22 protein-coding genes and 2 pseudogenes are annotated in these 22,798 nt (G+C 65.2%); 14 read left to right on the top strand and 10 right to left on the bottom strand.

Going from position 1 to position 22,798, the window contains the following annotated elements:
• Window positions 1–50 precede the first annotated feature (50 nt).
• Window positions 51–953, top strand: coding sequence for an SDR family oxidoreductase (locus R3P95_RS06385; protein WP_317547730.1), 903 nt, complete (start codon window positions 51–53; stop codon window positions 951–953).
• Here R3P95_RS06385 and soxR read toward each other — a convergent pair.
• Window positions 869–1,369, bottom strand: coding sequence for a redox-sensitive transcriptional activator SoxR (soxR, locus tag R3P95_RS06380; protein ID WP_317547728.1), 501 nt, complete (start codon window positions 1,367–1,369; stop codon window positions 869–871). The genes R3P95_RS06385 and soxR overlap by 85 nt on opposite strands.
• Window positions 1,370–1,433: 64 nt before the next feature.
• Here soxR and R3P95_RS06375 point away from each other — a divergent pair, with 64 nt between their 5' ends.
• On the top strand, window positions 1,434–2,672 hold the full coding sequence (locus R3P95_RS06375; protein WP_317547727.1) for an arginine deiminase: 1,239 nt from the start codon (window positions 1,434–1,436) through the stop codon (window positions 2,670–2,672).
• 4 nt (window positions 2,673–2,676) lie between these two features.
• Here R3P95_RS06375 and arsC read toward each other — a convergent pair.
• A pseudogene (arsC, locus tag R3P95_RS06370) lies at window positions 2,677–3,023 on the bottom strand (arsenate reductase (glutaredoxin)).
• A 64-nt stretch (window positions 3,024–3,087) separates the two neighbouring features.
• Here arsC and R3P95_RS06365 point away from each other — a divergent pair.
• From R3P95_RS06365 to R3P95_RS06355, 3 genes and pseudogenes are all read left to right on the top strand, one after another.
• Window positions 3,088–3,755: pseudogene (locus tag R3P95_RS06365) on the top strand (NAD(P)H-binding protein).
• Between the two features lie 10 nt (window positions 3,756–3,765).
• Window positions 3,766–4,134: a GntR family transcriptional regulator gene (locus tag R3P95_RS06360; RefSeq protein WP_317547726.1), complete on the top strand. Its 369-nt coding sequence runs from the start codon at window positions 3,766–3,768 to the stop codon at window positions 4,132–4,134.
• Window positions 4,135–4,200: 66 nt separating this feature from the next.
• The gene (locus R3P95_RS06355; RefSeq protein ID WP_094633127.1) at window positions 4,201–4,623 is read left to right on the top strand and encodes a DoxX family protein; all 423 of its coding nucleotides are present in this window, start codon (window positions 4,201–4,203) and stop codon (window positions 4,621–4,623) included.
• Between the two features lie 105 nt (window positions 4,624–4,728).
• Here the strand turns inward: R3P95_RS06355 and R3P95_RS06350 are convergent, their stop codons facing one another.
• Window positions 4,729–6,240, bottom strand: coding sequence for a dolichyl-phosphate-mannose--protein mannosyltransferase (locus R3P95_RS06350; RefSeq protein ID WP_317547811.1), 1,512 nt, complete (start codon window positions 6,238–6,240; stop codon window positions 4,729–4,731).
• A 107-nt stretch (window positions 6,241–6,347) separates the two neighbouring features.
• Here R3P95_RS06350 and rsmI point away from each other — a divergent pair, with 107 nt between their 5' ends.
• Window positions 6,348–7,172, top strand: coding sequence for a 16S rRNA (cytidine(1402)-2'-O)-methyltransferase (rsmI, locus tag R3P95_RS06345; RefSeq protein ID WP_317547724.1), 825 nt, complete (start codon window positions 6,348–6,350; stop codon window positions 7,170–7,172).
• A gap of 4 nt (window positions 7,173–7,176) precedes the next feature.
• Here the strand turns inward: rsmI and R3P95_RS06340 are convergent, their stop codons facing one another.
• Together R3P95_RS06340 and R3P95_RS06335 are read right to left on the bottom strand one after the other, a co-directional pair.
• Entirely contained in the window at window positions 7,177–7,605 is a 429-nt protein-coding gene (locus R3P95_RS06340) for an SRPBCC family protein (RefSeq protein WP_317547723.1), read from the bottom strand.
• 14 nt (window positions 7,606–7,619) lie between these two features.
• Entirely contained in the window at window positions 7,620–8,639 is a 1,020-nt protein-coding gene (locus R3P95_RS06335; protein ID WP_394855391.1) for an alpha/beta hydrolase, read from the bottom strand.
• Window positions 8,640–8,810: 171 nt separating this feature from the next.
• Here R3P95_RS06335 and R3P95_RS06330 point away from each other — a divergent pair, with 171 nt between their 5' ends.
• On the top strand, window positions 8,811–10,190 hold the full coding sequence (locus tag R3P95_RS06330; RefSeq protein ID WP_317547721.1) for a WS/DGAT/MGAT family O-acyltransferase: 1,380 nt from the start codon (window positions 8,811–8,813) through the stop codon (window positions 10,188–10,190).
• A 71-nt stretch (window positions 10,191–10,261) separates the two neighbouring features.
• On the opposite strand, the gene metG is transcribed toward R3P95_RS06330, so the two are convergent.
• Window positions 10,262–11,806 carry a methionine--tRNA ligase gene (gene metG, locus R3P95_RS06325; RefSeq protein WP_317547720.1) on the bottom strand — a complete coding sequence of 515 codons (1,545 nt, stop codon included), beginning with the start codon at window positions 11,804–11,806 and terminating at the stop codon, window positions 10,262–10,264.
• 21 nt (window positions 11,807–11,827) lie between these two features.
• Here metG and R3P95_RS06320 point away from each other — a divergent pair, with 21 nt between their 5' ends.
• The 3 genes from R3P95_RS06320 (at window position 11,828) to rsmA (ending at window position 14,778) form a co-directional block, all read left to right on the top strand.
• On the top strand, window positions 11,828–12,655 hold the full coding sequence (locus R3P95_RS06320; RefSeq protein ID WP_317547719.1) for a TatD family hydrolase: 828 nt from the start codon (window positions 11,828–11,830) through the stop codon (window positions 12,653–12,655).
• A gap of 101 nt (window positions 12,656–12,756) precedes the next feature.
• Complete coding sequence (locus R3P95_RS06315; RefSeq protein WP_317547717.1) at window positions 12,757–13,884, top strand: transglycosylase family protein; 1,128 nt, start codon at window positions 12,757–12,759, stop codon at window positions 13,882–13,884.
• Window positions 13,885–13,902: 18 nt separating this feature from the next.
• Window positions 13,903–14,778, top strand: coding sequence for a 16S rRNA (adenine(1518)-N(6)/adenine(1519)-N(6))-dimethyltransferase RsmA (rsmA, locus tag R3P95_RS06310; protein ID WP_317547716.1), 876 nt, complete (start codon window positions 13,903–13,905; stop codon window positions 14,776–14,778).
• A gap of 8 nt (window positions 14,779–14,786) precedes the next feature.
• Here rsmA and R3P95_RS06305 read toward each other — a convergent pair whose 3' ends face one another.
• Both R3P95_RS06305 and R3P95_RS06300 read right to left on the bottom strand, forming a co-directional pair.
• Window positions 14,787–15,602 (bottom strand): DNA/RNA non-specific endonuclease, encoded by an 816-nt coding sequence (locus tag R3P95_RS06305; RefSeq protein ID WP_317547715.1) that lies wholly within the window; start codon window positions 15,600–15,602, stop codon window positions 14,787–14,789.
• A 12-nt stretch (window positions 15,603–15,614) separates the two neighbouring features.
• Window positions 15,615–16,604, bottom strand: a complete 990-nt coding sequence (locus R3P95_RS06300; RefSeq protein WP_317547809.1) for a helix-turn-helix transcriptional regulator — start codon at window positions 16,602–16,604, stop codon at window positions 15,615–15,617.
• A 182-nt stretch (window positions 16,605–16,786) separates the two neighbouring features.
• Between R3P95_RS06300 and R3P95_RS06295 the strand changes: the two genes are divergently transcribed.
• The 4 genes from R3P95_RS06295 (at window position 16,787) to R3P95_RS06280 (ending at window position 21,326) form a co-directional block, all read left to right on the top strand.
• Window positions 16,787–17,722 carry a 4-(cytidine 5'-diphospho)-2-C-methyl-D-erythritol kinase gene (locus tag R3P95_RS06295; protein ID WP_094633226.1) on the top strand — a complete coding sequence of 312 codons (936 nt, stop codon included), beginning with the start codon at window positions 16,787–16,789 and terminating at the stop codon, window positions 17,720–17,722.
• Window positions 17,722–19,518 (top strand): ABC-F family ATP-binding cassette domain-containing protein, encoded by a 1,797-nt coding sequence (locus R3P95_RS06290; RefSeq protein ID WP_094639565.1) that lies wholly within the window; start codon window positions 17,722–17,724, stop codon window positions 19,516–19,518. Before R3P95_RS06295 ends, R3P95_RS06290 begins: the two co-directional genes overlap by 1 nt.
• A gap of 80 nt (window positions 19,519–19,598) precedes the next feature.
• Window positions 19,599–20,282: a DUF4166 domain-containing protein gene (locus tag R3P95_RS06285; protein WP_317547712.1), complete on the top strand. Its 684-nt coding sequence runs from the start codon at window positions 19,599–19,601 to the stop codon at window positions 20,280–20,282.
• A gap of 45 nt (window positions 20,283–20,327) precedes the next feature.
• Window positions 20,328–21,326: an enoyl-CoA hydratase/isomerase family protein gene (locus R3P95_RS06280; RefSeq protein WP_317547711.1), complete on the top strand. Its 999-nt coding sequence runs from the start codon at window positions 20,328–20,330 to the stop codon at window positions 21,324–21,326.
• Window positions 21,327–21,336: 10 nt separating this feature from the next.
• Here R3P95_RS06280 and R3P95_RS06275 read toward each other — a convergent pair whose 3' ends face one another.
• A complete protein-coding gene (locus R3P95_RS06275; protein WP_269594658.1) occupies window positions 21,337–21,996 on the bottom strand; it encodes a hypothetical protein in 660 nt (219 codons plus the stop codon).
• A gap of 147 nt (window positions 21,997–22,143) precedes the next feature.
• On the bottom strand, window positions 22,144–22,797 hold the full coding sequence (gene pnuC, locus R3P95_RS06270) for a nicotinamide riboside transporter PnuC (protein ID WP_317547710.1): 654 nt from the start codon (window positions 22,795–22,797) through the stop codon (window positions 22,144–22,146).
• Window position 22,798: the final 1 nt, after the last annotated feature.

Raw genomic sequence — 22,798 nt, 5'->3', positions numbered from 1 at the left:
GGGTCGAAATCGAACTGACACGTGGCAACCGCTGGGGGATACAAGCTTCGATGGCTACATACGATCTGCGCGGCAAGAAGACGTTGATCACTGGAGCAGGTAGCGGAATCGGCCGTGCAACGGCCATCGCTGCTGCGGGTGTGGGAGCCGAGCTCTTCCTCACCGATATCAACGGCACCGGTTTGGCGGAGACGGTGGACCTGGTCGGTCGTGCGGGCGGTACCGTCAGCCACTCGCTGCCCTTCGACGTGTCCGATTTCGAGGCCGTCACCGCGTTCGCGGACGATATCCACGCCGAGTTCGGCAGCCTGGACGTCGTGATGAACGTCGCTGGTATCTCGGCGTGGGGAACCGTCGAGAATCTCGAGCACCGGCACTGGAAGTCGATGATCGACGTCAACCTGATGGGTCCGATTCACATCATCGAGAAGTTCTTGCCTCCCATGATCGAGGCCGGACGCGGTGGCCATCTGGTCAACGTCTCGTCCGCGGCCGGATTGATTCCCCTGCCGTGGCACGCTGCGTACAGCGCCAGCAAGTACGGCCTGCGCGGGGTGTCGGAGGTGCTCAAGTACGACCTCAAGCGCCATGGAATCGGCGTCAGCCTGGTGGTGCCCGGTGGGGTCAAGACCGGACTGGTGCAGACGCTGCAGATAGCAGGCGTCGATCGCGACGATCCGCGCGTACAGAAGTTGCAACACCGATTCGAGAAGCGTGCCGTGGAACCGTCGGTTGTCGCCGATGCCATTCTCGCTGGAATCGCCAAGCGCAAGTACCTCGTCTACTCCTCCAACGACATCCGGTTCGGGTACTGGGTCGCCAGAAAGTTCGCGCCGCCGTACGAGTTCGTGCTGCAGAAGGCGAACGATCAGTTCTCCAAACTGCTCGTGCCGCGGCGAGTCGAGGGCTCGTCGAACTCGACGTCCAACGTGCGCGCACCCGGCCCCGAGTAGGACAGCTCGTCGTGCGGATTGGCGAGAGCACAGCCGGCCAACGACAGGCAACCGCACCCGATGCACCCGGTCAAGTTGTCGCGAAGCCGGATCAATTGCTCTATCCGAGAGTCGAGTTCGCGATGCCACCGCGTCGAGAGCCTGGCCCAGTCCTCGCGCGTCGGCGTCCGCTCGTCCGGTAGTTCGCTCAACGCCTGACGGATGTTCACCAGCGGGATCCCGACCTTCTGCGAGATCCGGATGAAGGCAACCCGTCGGAGAGTTTCGCGATGGAATCTGCGCTGGTTACCCGAGGTGCGGCGGCTGCTGATCAGCCCCTGTTTCTCGTAGAAGTGCAACGCCGAGACCGCGACTCCGCTGCGCTCGGACAGCTGGCCGGGGGTCAATTCGCGAACGTTCCACTCGGGCATCGGCACGACCTCGACAATACTTCAGGTCCTGATCCCAGCGGCGGCAGACGAATGGGTTTACCGTTCGTTCATGAGTGTCGATGCGGCTGCGGGCCCATTGGGTGCCAACTCCGAGGTAGGGGTGCTGCGTACCGTCATGCTGCACCGGCCGGGAGACGAGCTTCGACGCCTCACGCCGCGAAACAACGACCAGCTGCTGTTCGACGGTCTGCCGTGGGTGGATCGGGCACAGGACGAGCACGACGCGTTCGCCGACCTCCTGCGTGGTCGCGGGGTCACGGTATTGCTCCTCGGCGATCTTCTCACCGAGGCGATGACGGTCAGCGGCGCAGCGCGAATGCAGGGTGTCTCCGCCGCTGTCGACGCCCGACGGCTCGGCCGGTCGCTCGCCGAGGACCTGGCCCAACATCTGCGGGGTGTGCCCGCGGTCGAGTTGGCGCAGATCCTGATGGCAGGCATGACATTCGACGAATTGCTCGAGGCGGAGACGGGGGAGCCGCAACCGATCGGGGCATCGCTGGTTCGGCGAATGCATCACGGTGGGGACTTCGTCATCGATCCGCTGCCGAACCTGTTGTTCACCCGCGACTCGTCGTTCTGGATAGACGATCGAGTGGCGATCACCTCGCTGGCTTTGCCTGCCCGTGTGCGGGAGACGTCGCTGACCGATCTGATCTACGCATTCCATCCGATGTTTCGCGGCGTGCGGCGCGCGTACGAGTCGCGGACCGCTCCGGTCGAAGGCGGCGACGTGCTGCTGCTGGCTCCGGGTGTGGTGGCAGTCGGAGTAGGGGAGCGCACTACACCCGCAGGCGCAGAAGCGTTGGCGCGCAGCCTGTTCGAGGACGGTCTGGCGCACAGCGTGCTGGTGGTGCCGATCGCGCAGGAGCGCGCGTCGATGCACCTGGACACGGTGTGCACCATGGTGGATACCGACGCGGTGGTGATGTACCCGGCGATTCAGGACACGTTGTCCGCGTTCACCATTCACCGTGAGGACACAGGGGTCACCATCCGCGGTGCCGACCCGTTCCTCGAGGCGGCCGCCGATGCGATGGGCATCGGCAAGCTGCGGTTGATCGATACCGGACTCGACCACGTCACCGCCGAGCGTGAACAATGGGACGACGGCAACAACACGCTGGCCATCGCGCCGGGAGTCGTCGTCGCGTACGAGCGCAACGTCGAAACGAATGCACGGCTCGAGGCGTCGGGCATCGAGGTGTTGCGGATCTCCGGATCGGAATTGGGCTCGGGGCGCGGCGGTCCCCGATGCATGTCGTGCCCGGTCTCGCGCGAGAGGTTGTAGCGCTCTACAGGACCGACTGCACCTTGTCGGCGGGGCGCGCGAGCACGGTGCCCTTGTCGGTCACCACGATCGGGCGCTCGATGAGAATCGGATGCTGGGCCATCGCCGCGATCAGCGTGTCGGCGTCCGCGCCTGCGAGTCCCAGTTCCTTGTAGATGCTCTCGCGAGTTCGAATGGCCTGACGCGGTTCGAGGCCGGCGTCGGCGAGAAGCGTGCGCAGTTCGTCCTCGGTGGGAGGCGTCTCCAGGTATCGGATCACCCGCGGCACCACCCCGGCTTCTTCGATCATCTTCAGCGCTGTGCGAGAGGTGTTGCACCGCGGATGTGGTAGACGGTTGCCGAGCGGGTCATGTTTGCAATCCTGCCACGCGGGTAGCCACCCCGACAGATTCACGCCAGGAACGGAGTAGTCGATATGACCGACAAGCGCATTGTCATCGCGGGTGGCCACGGCCAGATCGCCCAACATCTGACTCAGGTGCTCACAGCGCACGGAGACCGGGCGGTGTCGCTGATTCGTAACAGCGACCACGTCGATGCCGTCACCGCGCTGGGCGCGCTGCCGCAGGTGATCGATCTCGAATCGGCTTCGGTCGAGGAGGTGGCCGCAGTGCTGGCAGATGCCGACGCGGTCGTGTTCGCGGCAGGTGCAGGCCCCAACAGTGGCCCCGAGCGCAAGGATACGGTCGATCGCGCAGGCGCAGTGCTGCTTGCCGACGCGGCCGAGAAGGCCGGTGTTCGCCGCTACGTCCTGATCAGCTCGTTCGGTGCCGGAGAGCCGGTCGCCGAGGATCTCGACGCCGGTTGGAAGGCGTACATCGAGGCGAAACTGCTGCGGAAGACAATGTTTCGGCCAGGAGTGGGCTGGACTGGACGATTCTGCGTCCGGGCAAGTTGACGGACGAGGACCCCTCCGGTTCGGTGGCTCTCACCGAGCCGCCGCTGGACTCGGGCGAGGTGACGCGCGCCGATGTCGCTGCGGTGATCGCACAGTTGCTCGACACCGGTTCGGCCGTGCACAAGACGCTGATGTTGACCTCCGGTCCGACTTCTATCGTCGACGCAGTCGACGCGCTCGGATAGGGCATCGACCGTGCGCGTACACATCGATTCGTCGAACACCACCCCGGTGTTCGAGCAACTGCGAATGCAGATTCTGGGGCTGGTGCGATCGGGCGATCTCATCGCCGGGACCAAGATCCCGACGGTCCGGGGTCTGGCCGAGGAACTCAAGATCGCACCGAACACGGTCGCGAAGACGTACCGGGAGCTCGAACAGCAGGGGATCATCGAGACGAGGGGCCGATCCGGTTCGTTCGTCGCGTCCGGCGGAGATCCGTCGCGCGACATCGCGGCCCGGGCGGCGACGGAGTTCGTCAGGACGGTCCGGTCCATCGGCCTGGACGACGACCAGGCTCGTTCGTTCCTCGAATCTGCCCTCAAAGGGGCAAACGGCCGCTGAGTTGACGCTTCAACTTACTTCTGTCAGGGTTGGGCTGCCCGTATAGCCCTGTCAGAAGGATGTGTCATGAACTCCACCGTCGTCCGCGACGCCGTTGCCCTCGTAGCTCGAATCGGCCTGGGTATCGTTTTCATCGCCCACGGCTGGCAGAAGCTCAACACCTACGGACTCGACGGCACCGCCGCGAGCTTCGAGATGATGAACATCCCGCTGCCCACAGCGTCCGCCTACTTCGCCACGTTCGTCGAACTCGTCGGCGGCGGTGCGCTCGTACTGGGTATCTTCACTCCCATCGCCGGCCTGCTGTTGTTCCTGAACATGCTCGGTGCTGCCGTCTTCGTCCACTTCGAGAACGGCGTCTTCGCCACGGAGAACGGATACGAACTGGTCGTCGCTCTCGGCGTCGGCGCGCTGCTGCTCGCCGCATTCGGTGCCGGACGCGTCAGCATCGACGGACTCACCAAGGGCAAGACGGCGCTGCTTGCTTAGGTCGTTCCGCAGGCTCCACTCCCGGCTCGCACAGTTCGTTCCGCAGGCTCCACTCCCGCCTCGCACAGGTCGTTCCGCAGGCTCCACTCCCGCTGTCGTAATCGCTCAGCGCCAGCTCGGCAGCCACAACTGTTGCTGCCACATCTCCGGCGTGATCGGCATAGCGGTGAGAATCGGCCACAGCCAAACGAAGTTGGCTATCACCACGGCGAGGTACAAGGACACCAGCAGTAGTCCGGTACCTCGCCGTTCGGCCGATGCGGTGGCTTTGCCGATGATGTCGCCCAGCACCAACGCGAAGCCCATCACCATGAACGGTGCGAGCGCCACTGCGTAGAAGTAGTACATCTGCCGGTCGAGCGTGGTGAACCAGGGCAGTAGCGCTGCCGAGTACGCGACGAGCACTGTGGCGTAACGCCAGTCGCGTCGGACGAACACCGACCAGATCACCCAGGCGAGCATCGGCAGTGCGAGCCACCACATCGCGGGCGTGCCGATCAACATGATCGCCTTCACGCACGAGGACGCCGAGCAACCGGACACACTCTCGCCGTCGGCGAAGTAGTACAGCATCGGGCGCAGGCCCATCGGCCAGGTCCACGGCTTCGATTCCCAGGGGTGGCGGTTGCCGGCCGAATTGGTCAGGCCCTCATGGAATTGCAGCACGCTGCTGCTGTAGAACCACAGGGACCGCAGCGCGTCGGGCACGAACGAGAACGGACCGCCTGCGCCGACGCCACTGCCGACCTCGTGTCGATAGACACCGGTCTCGGAGGTGAACCACGCCCACCAGGTCATCAGATACACGGCAATCGGAACGACCACCAGCGCGTACAGCGCAGGCCCGATGTCGCGCAACGCTGTTCCCCGCCACGGGCGTGCGACGCCGTACGACCGCCGCGCCGCCACATCGAATGCCACACTGAGCAATCCGAAGAACGCGATGAAGTACAGGCCCGACCACTTGGTGCCGCAGGCGAGACCCAGCATCACGCCGGCCCCGAATCTCCACCACCGCACGCCCATTCGCGGCCCCAGGACACTGGTATCCATTCGACCTTCGGCGCGCACTCTCGACAGACGCTGCCGCATGTCGTCGCGGTCGACGACCAAGCAGCCGAGCGCAGCGGTGACGAAGAGAGCGAGAAAGATGTCCAGCATGCCTATCCGGCTGCTGACGAACGTCACCCCGTCGACGGTGAGCAGAATCCCGGCGATCGCACCGACGAGTGTCGATCGGGCGAGCCGTCGTACGATCCGAATGACCAGCAGTACCAACAGGGTTCCGGCGACCGCCGACGAGAAACGCCAACCCCACCCGTTGTAGCCGAACAACGCTTCCCCGACGGCGATCAACTGCTTGCCGACCGGTGGATGCACCACCAGCCCGTACGCCGGATTGTCTTCGAGCCCACCGCCGGTGAGTACCTGATAGCCCTGCGGGGCGTAGTGCTTCTCGTCGAAGACCGGAGTTCCCGCGTCGGTGGGGTACCGCAACATCGTGAAGCGAGTGACCGCGCAGATGACGGTGATGACGACAGTGACGATCCAACCGCGTCGGGCATCGGTGTCGTGGAACCAGTCGCGCGCGGCAACGGTGGGCCCGGGACTGACCATCGACCGGTCGCCGGAGCGCTCAGAGGTCGGCAAGGTCACGTACCGATCGTAGGCGTTGTTCGGCAGTGCCCGACACGCCGCTGTATCGCATGCGGGACACTGGAGGCATGCTCATCCTTGCCGCCACCCCGATGGGCGACGTCGGTGATGCCTCGCAGCGCCTGCGTGATGCCCTCGGCAGTGCCGAGATCGTCGCCGCCGAGGACACCCGGCGCACCAAACAACTCGCCTCGTCTCTCGGCGTGGCGATCACGGGCAGGGTCGTCAGTTTTTACGATCAGGTCGAGACGGCCCGCCTTCCTGCTCTCGTCGAGGCCGTGGCCGAGGGCAAGACGGTGCTGCTGGTGACCGACGCCGGGATGCCGTCGGTGAGCGATCCCGGTTACCGTCTCGTGGCGGCCTGCGTCGAGGCCGATCTGCCGGTGACGTGTCTGCCGGGTCCGTCGGCAGTGACGACCGCCCTCGCATTGTCCGGCCTGCCCGTCGAACGGTTCTGCTTCGACGGGTTCGCGCCACGTAAGCAGGGACAGCGTCGTACCTATTTCCGGTCGGTGCTCGCCGAACCCCGCGCCATCGTGTTCTTCGAGGCACCGCATCGCCTCGTCGCGTGCCTCGAGGACGCCGTCCACGTACTCGGTCCCGACCGTCGCGCCGCGGTGTGCCGAGAGCTCACCAAGACCTACGAGGAGGTCCGACGCGGCGGCCTCGGCGAGCTGCTCGAATGGTCGCGAAACGGAGTGCGCGGCGAGATCACCGTTGTGCTCGAAGGTGCCGTCGCCGTCGCCGAGGAGCCGGAAGATCTCGTTGCCGACGTCGAGACGTTGGTGGCGTCGGGCATGCGGTTGAAGGACGCCTGCGCCCAGGTCGCCGTCGACGGCGTCTCCAAGCGTGAGGTCTACGAGGCCGTTCTCGCCGCTCGAAAAGAGCAGTAGCGGGTCAGCCCACCACTTGCTGACGCAGGCCCTCGGTGGCCGCTTCGAGGATCGTCTTGGTTCCCTTCTTCACCAGGAAGCCGGGTAGCGGGATCTTCGGATCGACCGTCAGCTCGAACTCGACGTGAGTGCTGTTGCCCTTGGGCGTCAACGTGTATCGGCCGTCCTGGGCCTTCTGCTGAGTGCTCTCGACGAGAGTCCACGACACCTCGTTCTCGGACCACGTGTACTCGACGAGCTGCTCGTCGTTGACGCCGATGATCGAGACGTGCATCTTGACGTGGTGTGGCTTGCCGTCGTCGAAACGATCGACGACCTCACACTTCTTGTGGACCGGGGACCACGAGGGGATGCCCTCGACGTCGGCGAGAACTTCGAGGATTGCCGATGCATCTGCGTCGATGTCGACTGACTTGTTCGCTGTGACTGCCATGGGGAGAAGGTATCTCAGCTTTCTCTGCGGGGGCTGACGTTCCGCGCGAACTCGCCGATCGCTCGCAGCGCGCGGCGGGCCTCGGGGACGAAGTCGGCTGCTTGGAACACGTGGACCTGATCCTCGTACACCTGGAGTTCGCACTCGACTCCGGCGACAGCGAGGCGCTGAGCCATGAGTTCTGCGTCGGCATAGACCATTTCGGTGGAACCGACCTGAATCAGCACCGGCGGAAGGCCGGTGAGATCACCGTCGACGGGCGAGACTCGCGGGCCCCGTTCGCCGTCGACGACGATGCGCGCGTCGACGCGATCGGCCAGTGCGGTCAGCGCGGGAACGGCGTTGGACGGAAAGACCGAACACTTCGACGCGTTCTCGTGATCGAGCTTGCCGGTGGGGTCCATGTCGGTCAGCGGTGACATGGTGAAGATCCCTGCAGGGGCGGGCAAACCGACGGTGCGCAGCGCCAGGGTGACCATGAACGCGAGGTATCCGCCTGCCGAATCGCCACCCAGGACGATCTGCTCCGGTCGGTATCCGGAATCGAGCAGGAAGCGGTACGCGTCGACGCCGTCCTCGACGGCATGGCTGATCGGGTTGCGCGGCATCATCCGGTAGTTCACCGACAGCACCGAGCCGTCGACATTCTTGGACACGCGCGAGGTCATCCGGCGGTGGGTGCGCAGACCGCAGCAGACGAATGCGCCGCCGTGCAGGTAGAGCACCACGCGATCGGACCCGGTGCCCTCGGCGCGGATCCATTCGGCCTCGCATTCGGCCAGCATGACGCGGCTGCGGGTGGTCCCGCTGATCTGAGGGACGAGCAGTCCGGCATAGTCGACCAACCCCATCGGCCACGGAAGCGACGGAGTTTGGGCCCAGACCGTCAGGAACGGACGCACCGTGAACTGCAGGTACTTCGACAAAATCTGCGACTGCAGGCTCGCGCCGCGGATGTCGCGTCGGCGTGCGGTGGCTGCTGGGTCGGTCGATTTCACTACGGTGAGCGCCGGATTCATAGCCGTCGCCTCCATCCCCGTCGTCGGTGCGCGGCGCGTGTGCGCCGTGCGTCGGAACCCCGCTCTATTTGGAACCCCTGGTAACGGACAATAGCGGGTAGCTTTTCGTGACCGGACGTAAGGTCGTGTTCTGAGTCACATTCGGTGCCGTACCGTGACCGAAAACAAATGGAAAAGGGACAGCTCATGGCACTCATGCCCATCACCGAATCGGTGTTTCTGATCGCCGAGTCACGGGAGCACCCGATGCACGTGGGCGGTCTGGAGTTGTTCGTCCCGCCCGGTGATCCGCACGACTTCGCCGAGGAAGTGCACCGCAAGTTCACCACCGGAGAGGTGCACGAGCTCTTCCGCAAGCGGCCTTCGCGGCCGGTGCAGATCATGGGGAATCTGGCCTGGGCCTTCGACCCGGACGTGGACTTCGAGTACCACGTTCGCCGTACGGTACTGCCTGCTCCCGGCCGAATCCGTGAGCTGTTCCAGTTTCTGTCGCTCAATCACAGTGCACCGCTCGATCGCTACCGACCGATGTGGGAGCTGCACATCATCGAGGGACTGGCGGACGGCCGAATTGCGTTGTACACCAAGGTGCATCACTCACTGGTCGACGGTGTCAGCGCACTGAAGCTGATGCAGCGCACGCTCACCACGGATCCCGACGATCGAAACGGCGTCGCAACGTGGGATCCGTCGCTGTTCGGTAGGCGCAAGAAGCAGGTCGCCGTCGAGCAGCCGGGACGACTTGCTCAGCTGGGCAGTGGGCTTTCGATGGGACGCAAGATCGTCGGAGACCTGGTCGACTTCGCGCCGGCGACGGCACGAATCGGAATGCGCGCGTTGAAGAAAGAGGGCGCGCAGCTGCCGTTGCAGGCACCGCGCACCATGTTCAACGTGCCCATCGGCGGTGCGCGCCGCTTCGCCGCCGAGAGCTGGTCGATCGAACGTATCCGCACAGTCGGTACGGCGCTGGATGCGACGCTCAACGACATGGTGCTCGCGATGTGCGCCGGGGCGCTGCGGGCGTACCTCATCGATCAGAACGCACTCCCCGAAGAGCCGCTGATCGCGATGGTGCCGGTCTCGCTGCGTAAGGAGGAGGACGACAAGGACGCCGGGAACTCGGTGACGACCATCCTCTGCAACCTGGCCACGGACGAATCCGATCCTCTTCTGCGGCTGGAGCGAATCAAGGATTCGACCGTCAAGGGCAAGCAGATGATGAGCGAACTCAACTTCCTCGAAGCGCTCACCGTCGGCGCAATCACCATGGCCCCGTTGCTGTTCGGTCCGGTGCCGGGATTCGTCGACTACACGCCGCCGCCGTTCAATGTCATCATCTCGAACGTGCCCGGATCCAAGGAAGATCTGTACTGGAACGGTGCGAAACTCGACGGCATCTACCCGGCGTCGATCGTGGCCGACGGGCAGGCGCTCAACATCACCGTCGCCAGCAACGGTGATTCGTTGAACTTCGGTCTCATCGGATGCCGACGCAGTGTGCCGCATCTGCAGCGCATGCTGACGCATCTGGAGAACACGTTGGAGGAGCTCGAGAAGACCTTGTGAGAGCGGCTTCGCCGCACGTGAGCGAAACCTCGTAGTGGGCTACGAAGTTTCGCTCACGTGCGCGGAGCGCTCTACTCGTACTTGGGGAACACCGGCGTCGGAGTCGGCAGGGCAGTGCCGGGCACCGAACGTGTTGCGATGTCGGTGAATTCGCGGTTCGACGCCCCGAGTAGGTCGAGGATGCGCGACGCGGAATCGGGCATGACGGGTTGCGCCAGGATGCTGACGATGCGCAGCACCTCGATCGTCACGTACAGCACGGTGGCCATGCGATCGGGGTCGGTCTTGCGCAACACCCACGGCTGCTGCAGCGAGAAGTAGCGGTTGGTCTCGCCGAGTACCGACCAGATCGCCTCGAGCGCGGAATGGATTGCCTGCACGTCGAATTCGCGTCGGCAGATCTCCAGCAGTGCGTCCGCGCGAGCCAGCATCGCCTCGTCCTCGGCGGTGAACTCGCCCGGGGTGGGGAGCTTTCCTTCGAGGTTCTTGGCGACCATCGTCAGCGAACGCTGAGCGAGGTTGCCCAGTTCGTTGGACAGGTCGGCGTTGACGCGAGCAACGATGGCCTCGTGGCTGTAGCTGCCGTCCTGACCGAACGAGACCTCGCGGAGGAAGAAGAAGCGCACCGGATCGAGACCGTAATTCTCCACCAACGACTTCGGATCCAGCACGTTGCCGAGAGACTTGGACATCTTCTCGCCCTTGACGTTCAGGAACCCGTGCACGAACACCCGCTTGGGCAGCTCGATGCCCGCGGACATCAGGAACGCCGGCCAGTAGACGGTGTGAAAGCGCGTGATGTCCTTGCCGATGATGTGCAGGTCGGCAGGCCAGAACTTTCGGTACGACTCGGATTCGGTCTCGGGATAGCCGGCACCGGTGAGGTAGTTGGTGAGCGCGTCGACCCACACGTACATCACGTGCTTCTCATCGCCGGAGACGGGAACGCCCCAGTCGAACGTGGTTCGGGAGATCGACAGATCCCGCAGGCCACCCTTGACGAAATTCACGATCTCGTTCCGGCGCGTGTTCGGAGCGATAAAGTCCGGCGACGCGTCGTACAGCTCGAGCAGTTTGTCCTGGTACTGCGACAGTTTGAAGAAGTACGACGACTCCTCGGTCCACTCGACGGGAGTGTTCGTCTCCGTCGCCACGCGCGAGCCGTCCTCGGCGAGGGTGGTCTCGGCCTCCGTGTAGAACGCCTCGTCGCGCACCGAGTACCAGCCGGAGTAGGAATCGAGGTAGATGTCGCCGTTCGCCTCCATCCGCTTCCACAGTTCCTGGCTGGCGGCGTGGTGATCGGCGTCGGTGGTGCGGATGAAGCGTCCGTACGAGATCTTCAGCAGGTCCTGCGCAGCCTGGAACGCGTCGGAGTTGCGCGCGGCGAGCTCGCGCACGTCCACGCCCTCGGTCTGTGCGGTCTGCTGCATCTTGAGGCCGTGCTCGTCGGTGCCCGTCAGGAATCGCACGTCGTAGCCGTCGAGGCGCTTGAAGCGCGCGATGGTGTCGGTGGCGATGTACTCGTAGGCGTGTCCGATGTGCGGAGCGCCGTTGGGGTACGCGATCGCCGTGGTGACGTAGAAGGGTGGCCGTGAGGCATCAGCTGGCGCAGTCATGGTGCGCCTACTCTAACTAGCGTGAGCAGAGACCGTCCCGCACCACCGTTGCCCGAGCCCGTCGGTACCCTCGTCGACGCGCACACCCACCTCGATGCGTGTGGGGCGACCGACGCGGCGAGTGTGGCCGCGATCGTGGACAAGGCCGAGTCCGTCGGTGTCACGCGCGTGGTCACGATCGCCGACGATCTCGATGCCGCGCGGTTCGCGGTGGACGCGGCGTCCTGGGATCCTCGGGTGTGGGCCGCGGTTGCGATCCACCCCACGCGCGCGAACGTGCTCGACGACGCGGCCAAGGCCGAGATCGAGCGATTGGCGTCCGACCCTCGCGTGGTTGCCGTCGGGGAGACCGGGCTGGACTACTACTGGCCCGGCAAGCTCGACGGGTGCGCCACGGTGGCCGAGCAGCACGACGGCTTGCGGTGGCACATCGATCTGGCGAAACGACTGAGTAAGCCGCTGATGATCCACAATCGCGAGGCCGACGAGGACCTGCTGGCCGTGCTCACGACGGAAGGCGCTCCCGAGACGGTGATCTTCCACTGCTTCTCCGGCGGTCCCGAGACCGCGAAGGCGTGCGTCGACGCGGGCTACGTTCTCAGCTTTTCGGGGACCGTCAGCTTCAAGAACGCGCACGCACTGCGGGAGGCCGCGGTACTGGTGCCCGACGAGCTGGTGCTGATGGAGACCGACGCACCGTTCCTCACTCCGCATCCCTTCCGCGGTGCTCCCAACGAGTCGTACTGCCTGCCGTACACCGCGCGGGCGTTGGCCGAAATTCGTGGCCAGGATCCGGCGGAGCTCGCTGCGCACGCCACGGCCAATGCGGAGCGCGTGTACGGCCTGTAGCTGCTGAAGTTGCGGCGTGGGTACTAATTCGTTACCGTACCGTGACCGAACTCGGGCGTTTCGACGCCGAAGTCAGCTCGCAACCGCCAGGAATACGAAACTTGTCGACTATCAGACGCCTCAACTCCGCCCGTTCGACCACGCTCTACATGGTCGTCGCGGCCCTGTTGATGACGCTCGTCGCCGGTGGCGTCATGGCCGTGAGCCGTCACAAGACCGTGACCATCGATGTCGACGGCGACATGATTTCGCTGAGCACGATGAAGACCGACGTCAACAGTGCTCTGGCCGACGCCGGCTACGCGCCGTCGGACAAGGATCTGGTCGTTCCTGCGCCGGACTCCGATCTCAGTGACGGCGACACCGTGGTCCTGCGCCGCGCCCGCGAGATCACGCTGAACGTCGACGGGCAGCCCGAGAACATCTGGACCACCGCTCTGACCGTCGAGGAAGCTCTGCAGCAGACCGGTCTGGCCGAGGACGTGCACGTCTCCGCCTCGCGCTCCGAGCGACTGCCGCTCGACGGCACCGAACTCGATGTGGCACTGCCCAAGCAGGTCTCGCTCCTCGACGGTGGAGCACCTGCCGCGCCGGTCACCCTGGCCGCACCGACCGTGCGTGAATTCCTCGAAGCTGCGGGCGCGCCGCTCGAGGAAGCCGACACCGTCAGCCCCGATCCCGACGCAGCCGTCACCGACGGCGCCGAGATCGTCGTCACGCGTGACCGCACCGTCACCAAGACCGAAACCACGGACACCGATGCTCCTGAGCAGCGCATCGAGGATCCGGCGATGAACATGAGCCGCACCGTCGTCGAGAACCCGGGTGCCCCGGGGGTCTCCGACATCACCTGGAAGATCAACATGGTGAACGGCGTCGAGGTCGGTCGCGAGAAGGTCGAAGAGACGGTCAAGGTACCCGCGCAGCCGAAGACCGTTCGCGTCGGAGCCAAGCCGGGCACAGAGGTGCCGCCGGTGGAGAACGGTGCGATCTGGGACGCGCTCGCGCAGTGCGAGGCGACCGGCAACTGGGCGATCAACACCGGCAACGGCTTCTACGGCGGCGTGCAGTTCGACCAGAACACCTGGGAACGCCAGGGCGGCCTCAAGTACGCACCGCGTGCCGACCTCGCCACCCGCGAGGAGCAGATCGCCATCGCGTCGGTGACACAGAAGTCGCAGGGCTGGGGCGCATGGCCTGCCTGCACCTCGCGCCTGGGTTACCGCTAGTCCCGTAGAGTTTCCGCCGTGTCCGAACATGTGAGGGGATCTGCGGCTCTGCTCGGTCCTGCCGAAGTCCGCTCCCTCGCCGCCGAGCTCGACGTACGCCCCACCAAGCAGCTCGGGCAGAACTTCGTGCACGACGCCAATACTGTTCGACGCATCGTCGCCTCCGCGGGTGTGGGCCCGCAGGACAGTGTCCTCGAGGTTGGCCCCGGCCTCGGATCGCTGACACTCGCGCTGCTCGATGTCGCCGAGGCCGTCATCGCCGTCGAGATCGACCCCAAGCTCGCGAACCGATTGCCCACGACGGTGGCCGACCGGGCCCCCACTCTGGCCGATCGGCTGACGGTGATCGAGGCCGACGCGCTGCGCGTACGAGCCGCGGACATTGCGGGGGAGCCGACCGCTCTGGTGGCCAACCTGCCCTACAACGTTGCCGTTCCCGTGCTGATCCATCTGTTCTCGGAACTGCCGAGCCTTCGCGTCGCCGTGGTGATGGTCCAGGCCGAGGTGGCCGATCGACTCGCCGCGGTACCGGGAAGCAAGATCTACGGCATCCCCAGCGTCAAGGCCAGATTCTTCGGGGACGTCAAAAGGGCAGGCGCAGTGGGCCGTTCGGTGTTCTGGCCGGTACCCAAGGTCGAGTCGGGGCTGGTCCGCATCGATCGGTACGCCGAGCCGCCGTGGCCGACCGACACCGCGCATCGCAAGGCCGTGTTCGCGGTGATCGATGCCGCATTCGCGCAGCGACGCAAGACCCTACGAGCAGCCCTGGCCGGGTGGGCAGGCTCCCCGGTTGCCGCCGAACGGCGGCTGCGTGAGGCCGGGATCGACCCCACTGCTCGCGGCGAGACCATCGACGCCGCAGCCTTCGTCCGTTTGGCCGCCACCGAAGCCTGAGGCCGTCTCTACAGGTGGATGTCCGTCAGGGCAGTCAGCTCGGTCCACGTCGACGCGCCCTCGCGGGCAGCAGCCACTGGCGCGTAGCGGTCGGCGTCGATCAGAATGCCCACGTCCAGGCCTGTCATCGACGCGATGTCGGCCACCGGAACCTGATAGGTCCGGTACGGGCCGAGAGGCGGGGGATCGGTCTCGAGCCGCAGCGGTTTGTCGAGTATCGGGTCCAGAGACGGCGATTGGTCGAGAACGTATCCGGTGCATGCTGGAGCCGAATCCTGCGACCAGGCCGCGATCTTGAAGAACTGCCGCGGAATGGCGACGCCCCGGTAGATCGGATCGTCGTCGGCGAAGATGCAGCCGCTGAAGGCCGAGAGCTTTCGGTCGTACTGCTCTGCGTTTCCCAGTACGTAATCCTCGAGCCCGAGCCACAGTGTCTTCGACTGGTTCAGCGTGGCCGTCTGCGGAGCGCACACGGTGTAGTGGAACGTGTCCTCGTTGGCGCGCTCGGCCACCGCTCGCTCACCCCACACCGGATCTCGCCGGCGAACCAGATGCCCGCGATCGAGGTCGTTGTTCCGGTACAACTCGTTGCCGGCCTGCTGCGCTGCCGGTAGTCGATCGTCGAGTCGCCAGTTGTCTCCGCGCCCCACATCCTGCAGGCTCGCGCCGTCGATGTTGACGCCGGTGACCGCGGCGAGGCGTCGGGCAGGGTCGATGGACACCGAGAAGTGCGTGTACGGAAGTACCACCACGTCGGCGCGATCGGGCAACGGAACGTCGATGTCGGCCAGGAACTTCGGATCGAAACCGAGTGGTGTCGTCATCTGCCCATTGACTCACGCACCGGTTACCGGAGGGTGAACCGCCGCCAGGTATCGCTCGTTCAGTCTCGCGTGCCGCTCGGCCACGATGCGGCATTCCTCGCGTAGTTCCGGTGGATCGAGCACCGTGAAATCGGTGTCGAACGCTGCGAGCCACCGCGCGATCGAGGGCAGCGAATCTCCGGCCAACACCACCGCGCAGGTGCCCTCGTCGATGGATTCGAGTGTGCCCCATTGCTCGTCGATCATCGGAGCGATCTGCTCGATCGGGGCGTGCAACGCGACCCGCGCCTGAACCTGAGTGAACGCACGATCGATTCCCTTCGAGACGAACGCCGCCGCACCGCCCGGCGGCAGCTCCCGCGGCGTGAACCGCGGGCCCGTCGGAATCTTCGGATCCAGGCGATCCACTCGATACGACCGCCAATCCTCGCGCAGCACATCCCAACCCAGCAGATACCAGCGTGCCCCCGCCCGCACCAGGCTGTACGGCTCCACCTCGCGCCTGGACTCGGAACCGTCGTGCTTGCGGTAGTCGAACCGCAACCGCTCGTGGGCATGACATACCGCCGCCACCGTGGACAGCACCGACGCATCCACCGCCGAGCGCGGCGTCTTATCCACCACGTCGATCCGCAGGGCGTCGAGCCGATGCTGGATGCGTGACGGCATCACTTGCCGCAACTTCGTCAACGCCCGCAACGACGCCTCGCCGATGCCCGCCACCGAGCCACCGGCCGCCGACTGCAACCCGAACGCCACCGCCAACGCCTCGTCGTCGTCGAGCAGCAGTGGGGGCATCTCGGCACCGGGACCGAGCTGATAGCCGCCCCCGACTCCAGGCGTCGCATTGACCGGGTAACCGATGTCGCGCAGCTTGTCCACATCGCGCCGCAGTGTCCGAGGAGTGACGTCGAGTCGCTCCGCCAGTTCCGCGCCCGCCCAATCCCGACGCGTCTGCAGCAGAGACAGCAGCCGCAACAACCGAGCCGATGTTTCCTTCATGACGTCACGATGCCACGCATTGCGGACAACTACAGTCCGCATCGGCCGATCGTTGCGGCCCCCGAAGTCCACTGAATGTGACATTGACCCCCGAAAAGTCCACTGAACGTCACATCGACTACCCACCGGAGGCCGCCCTGGTGGTGAACTCGGTCGCTGTTTCTCCACTACTGTGGTTACTCGTGCTGTCTGTCGTTCCCACACCCGTCGTCGTTCGGGCCCCGTCGAAGGTGAATTTGCATCTGTCGGTCGGTGACCTGCGCCCCGATGGCTTTCACGAGCTGACGACGGTGTTCCAGGCGCTCTCGCTCTCGGACGAACTGTCGGTGGTTCCGGCCAAGACGCTCTCGGTTCGGGTGCGCGGCGACGACGCGAGGGTGGTTCCCACCGATTCGCGGAATCTGGTGTGGAAGGCCGCCGAGTTGCTGGGGCATCGCGTCGGGCGAGAGCCGTCGGTCGAGATCACCATCGACAAGGGCATTCCGGTGGCCGGTGGGATGGCAGGCGGAAGCGCCGATGCTGCCGCCACTCTGGTGGCACTGAACGCGATGTGGCACCTCGATCTCTCGCGCGACGAGCTCGACGAGGTGGCGGCCCAACTCGGCAGCGACGTGCCGTTCTCGTTGCACGGCGGAACGGCGGTCGGAACCGGTCGCGGGGAGAAGCTGCTTCCGGTGCTCTCGCGCAACAGTTTTCACTGGGTTCTGGCGTTGGCGAAGGGCGGTCTGCAAACGCCTGCCGTCTACAACGAGCTCGACGAGCTGCGCGCCAAGGGTGATCCGCCTCGCCTCGGCGGCACCGAGGATCTGATGCATGCGTTGGCCTCCGGCGATGCGCGTGCACTCGCGCCATTGCTCGGCAACGACCTCCAGGCCGCTGCGGTGTCGCTGATGCCGCAGTTGCGTCGCACGCTGCGTGCGGGAGTCACCGCCGGGGCGTTGGCGGGCATCGTGTCCGGCTCGGGCCCCACCTGCGCGTTCCTGTGCGCCGACGCCGACGCGGCGGTGTCGGTGAGCGCTGAACTCTCCGGTGCAGGCGTGTGCCGCACCGTCCGTGTTGCGAGTGGACCGGTTCCCGGTGCTCGTGTTGTCACTAGCGAATCGATTGGTTTTTCCTGATGGTCAATCTCGTCAATCTCGAAAACGTCAGCAAGTCCTTCGGCGTCAAGCCGCTGCTCGACGGTGTCTCCCTCGGCGTGCAGGAGGGTGAACGCATCGGCATGGTCGGCCTCAACGGTGGCGGTAAGACCACCACCCTCGAGGTGCTCGCGGGCATCGAGCCGCCCGATTCGGGACGCGTCAGCCGGGTCAACGGCCTGCGGATGGCAGTGGTCACGCAGCGCGGAGTGCTGCCTCCCGGGTCGACCGTCGGCCAGGTGGTCCTCGACCCGCTCGGAATGGCCGAGCACGAGTGGGCGGGCGACTCTCGGGTGCGAAACATCCTGACGGGCATCGGTATTGCCGATCTCGGGCCTGCAGGTAGTTCGGGACTCGACGCGCCGATCGACAACCTCTCGGGCGGCGAGCGTCGACGAGTTGCGTTGGCAGCGGCCCTGGTTCAGGATCTCGACCTGCTGGTGCTCGACGAGCCGACCAACCACCTCGACGTCGAGGGCGTGCAGTGGTTGGCTGCGCATCTGGTCAGCCGTCGCAGTGCGCTGGTGGTCGTCACCCACGATCGCTGGTTCCTCGACACCGTCGCCAATCGCACGTGGGAAGTGGTCGGCGGTGGCGTCGAGGCCTACGAGGGTGGCTACAACGACTGGGTGTTCGCGCGGGCCGAGCGGTCCCGGCAGGCCGACGCGTCCGAGGAACGTCGACGCAACCTCGCGCGCAAGGAGTTGGCGTGGCTGCGCCGCGGTGCCCCGGCCCGTACCTCCAAGCCGAAGTACCGCATCGAGGCGGCCGAGGCTCTGATCGCCGACGTTCCCGCCCCACGTGACTCCGTCGCGTTGTCCTCGTTCGCCCAGCGCCGTCTCGGCAAGGTCGTCATCGAACTCGAGGACGCGCGCCTGGAGACCCCCGACGGCCGCGAATTGGTGAAGGACTTCACCTGGCGTCTGGCTCCCGGTGAGCGCGTCGGTCTCGTCGGCGTCAACGGTTCGGGCAAGACGACGATGCTCCGCACGCTCGCCGGCGAACTGCAGCCTGCCGCAGGCAAGCGCATCCAGGGCCAGACCGTCAAGATCGGTTGGCTGAAGCAGGAATTGGACGACCTGCCCAAGAAGCTGCGTGTTCTCGACGCGGTCAAGGAAGTGGCCGAGCGGATCACGCTGGGCGACAGAGAGATTTCTGCCGGGCAGCTCGCGGAGCGGCTCGGTTTCACCCCGGCGCGTCAACGCACCCCCGTCGGAGACCTGTCCGGTGGCGAGCGTCGTCGGCTGCAGCTCACTCGCGTGTTGATGGCCGAGCCGAACGTGCTGCTGCTCGACGAGCCCACCAACGATCTCGACATCGACACCCTCCAGCAGCTCGAGGACATCCTCGACGGCTGGGCGGGCACTCTCGTCGTCATCAGTCACGATCGGTACCTGATCGAGCGCATCTGTGATTCCACGTGGGCACTGTTCGGCGACGGCAAGCTCACCAACCTGCCGGGCGGCATCGAGGAGTACCTGCGCAGGCGGGCCGTCCTCGCCGCCGACGCGACGCCGGACTCGCTGACCACCGGAAGTGCGCCGCGCAAAGCCACCCGTGATGCGGCCTCCGAGCGCGCTGCCCGTAAGGAACTCAGCAAGCTCGAGAAGCTCGTCCTCCGGCTCTCCAAGCGTGAGGTCGAGTTGCACGCCGAACTCGTCGACGCGTCCACCGAGCAGGGCAAGCTCGTCGCCCTCGACACCGAACTCAAGCAGGTCCTCGCCGACAAGGATGTCGCCGAGGAACGATGGATGGAACTGGCCGCCGAGTTGGAGTAGTGCGGCGGAGCCGCATGTGACTAGTAACTCGTAGCCTGCTACTAAGTTTCGTGCACGTGCGCGCAGCGCATACTGGGGTCATGACATCGGTCGTCGCGGAAGTACTCGGTTCGGATTTTGCCCGTCTGCATCCCAAGGTTCAGTGGCGCTTCGGATTGCAGTCCTCGGACAATCTCGCTCAGTTCGGAGTGGGCGTGATGGAGGAGATGACGCATTCTCGACTGGTGCCGCCGCCGTTGCTGTGGGCCGGACGCAAGCGCGGTCTCTTTCCCGCCGGTGTCGGCAAGGACGTGCCGTTCACCATTGCCAACTATGCGTATGTCGACGAATTGGGTCGCGAGACAATGTCTTTCGTGCGTCGCTTCGCTTTCGCGGGTCGCCCGCAGGGGATGAATTCGGTGATGGTGTCCTCCGCCGAGTCCGACGCGTATGCCCTGGACTATCTGGGTTTCTCCTCGGACATGGTGGTGTACACCAGGTGTGAGGTCGATGCCGATGGCGGGCTGATTCTCGAGAGCGAGGTGCCGCGATTCCTGCTCGGCCCTCTCGCACCGAAGTTGCCCAAGGTGGCGTCGGCAGTGACGATCGGTCGGGAGTGGTGGGATGCGGCCGAGGAGCGGCATCGCATCGAGATCGAGGTGAAGAGTCCGGTGCTCGGACAGCTGTTTCTCTATCGAGGGTGGTTCACTGCGGAAGAGCGGCCCTGTCTCGCCGCCGACATTCCCGATGACGCGCGTCCGCGGTCGGTCGAGTCTCGCGAATAGCGCTACTGTTACGCGTCGAACGATCTGCGTGTGAAGGAGTCAACAGTGGCCGTTGTCGAAGCCGAGATCGTGGGCGGCGTAGGGCACATCGTCCTGAACCGGCCGGAGGCTCTGAACTCGTTGAACGGTGCGATGATCGAGGGCATCCGCACCGCACTCGACGCGTGGCGAGACGACGATGCGGTCACGTCGGTTCTGGTGACGAGCAGTTCACCCCGGGCATTCTGTGCAGGCGGGGACATCAAGGCGATTCGGCAGGCCGTAGTCGACGGTGACAACGAGGCCGGCCCGGCGTATTTCGCGGCGGAGTACGACCTCGACGAACTGATCGCGAACTACCCCAAGCCGTACATCGCCGTGATCGAAGCTGCGGCTTTCGGCGGTGGCCTGGGTATTTCGATTCACGGCAGCATCCGCATCGTCACCGAGAACGCTGTGTTGGCCATGCCGGAGACGGCGATCGGGTTCGTGCCCGATGTCGGGTCGAGCTACTTTCTCTCGCGCCTGCCGGGCCATGTCGGACGGTACCTGGCGCTGACGGGAACTCGTATCTCCGGATCCGATGCACTTGCACTGGGATTGGCGACGCACTTCTGCCCCAGCGACTCGGTGGAGAGCCTGAAAGCAGACATCCTCGCCGGCATTGCCGTCGACGAGGTGTTGGATCGATACACCACCGCGCCGTCGACGACCGAGCTGTCGTTCGACGCGGAGGCGGTGGCAGCGGTGTTCGAGAAGGAATCGCTCGTCGACATCATCGACGCACTGGTGTGCGACACACCGTGGTCGCGGACGACAAAGACTCAGTTGGCGACGCTGTCGCCGACGTCTCTGATGGCCACCGACGCGCTGATCGCACGCGGAGCAGACAGCACGTTGCGTGAATGCCTCGATCGGGAATTGCGGATGGCGACGTGGATCATCACCGAACCGGACTTCGCCGAGGGTGTTCGTGCAGTGTTGGTCGACAAGGACCGAGCGCCGCAATGGAAGCCTCTGGTGCTCGAGATGGTGCGACCAGAGGCATTCCAGCAGCTGCTGTGACCGGTACGGGTCAGCGGTAGCCCTTGGCGGGGTTCTGCAGGTCCAGCACGATGGTCTGGCCGTTGGAGCGCACGTGGATCTCGGGGTTCTGCAGGCCACCCGAGACGAGGTATTCGCCGAGGAGCTGGAGCAGCTCGTCGGGGCCGACGGAGGTGTCGGGGGTGCGGATGTCGCCGGTGCGGCTGCCGAGCTCGTTCTGGGTCAAGCGTCCCGCGATGCGTACCGAGGCGACACCCATGGCGGTGCGACGGTCGGGTCCCTGGCCACGCCCGAGCGACGGCGAGGCGGTGGAGCCGTGAGACGTGGAGCGGCCGTTGGTGGGCAGGCCGTGTTCTGAGATCTGATCGCTTGTAGTCACTTCAACCTCGTTCGATTCCGTGGCGGGCTTCTCTGGACGACGTCGATCCGCGCGGGGGGTCGTTGAATCCGTGTCGGACGACGTTGCTGGTGCAGGCGTTGTTGCGGACGCCTTCTCGGTGGACGTGACCACTGCCTCCGACTTCTCGGTGGACAGGGTCTCGACCGCCTTCTCGGCGGGCGCTGCCGCCGAAGAATCGGTGCGGCCACCGGCGGGTGAAGCGGAGTCGGACTTCGGCGGCGTCGCCAAACGATGCGCGGGAGCGCCACCGACCTTGATCCCGGCCAATGGGTAGTTCGATCCCTTTGTCATGTCGTTTTCCACTTCATCGTGATTCCCAGGTGGTTCCGCGCCGAGATGTCACGATCGGGTATCGATCAGGACGGGCTACTCGGCGTCGAGCACGCAGAAACGTACTCGAAGTTTGTTCGGACAGGCTGAGAGTAGCATCACGATTGTTTACGACGCCATTTTTTGACCGAAGTTCTTGTTCTGGATCCTGAACCACACAACGAATCCCCAGGCCACGAACGCGGCGTACACGAGGTAGAGAACCGCGGACGGATAGAACCCGGCGACGATCAGCAGCGGAACGCCCACGATGTCCACCGCTATCCAGATCAGCCAGAACTCGGTGAGTCCACGGGCCATCCCGAAGGTAGCCAGCATGGATCCGGTGAAGATCCATGCGTCGGCCCACTTGCCGAACGAGCCGAGGTAGCCGAACAGTTGCGCGAACACCACCGTGCCGACGATCGCGACGACGAGCATCGCCGTCCGCTCCCGCGCCGTGCCCCACCGCGGCAGAACCGCGGCCCCGGACCGCTTCGAATCGCGCAGCCAGCGCATCAACCCGTAGACGCTCACGGCGATGAACATCAGCTGTCGCCCGGCCTGGCCGTACAGATCGAGTGCCTGCGGAGTATGGAACACGCCGCCGAGAAAAACGGTGAACAGCAGCGCATTTCCGATGATCCCCACCGGCCACGCCCACACGACGCGTCGCGTTCCCCCGATCGCCGAGAGCAAGCCGAAACCGTTGCCGACCACCTCACGCCACAGAATCGGGTGCCCCAGAACGGAGAATTCTGCGTCGAGCAGATCGATCAGCACG

This window comes from Rhodococcus cercidiphylli, assembly GCF_033042225.1.
In the GTDB taxonomy this organism is placed as follows: Bacteria; Actinomycetota; Actinomycetes; order Mycobacteriales; family Mycobacteriaceae; genus Rhodococcoides.
Note: the sequence above shows the minus strand (reverse complement) of the source record. Positions and strands in the feature narration are given on the sequence as shown.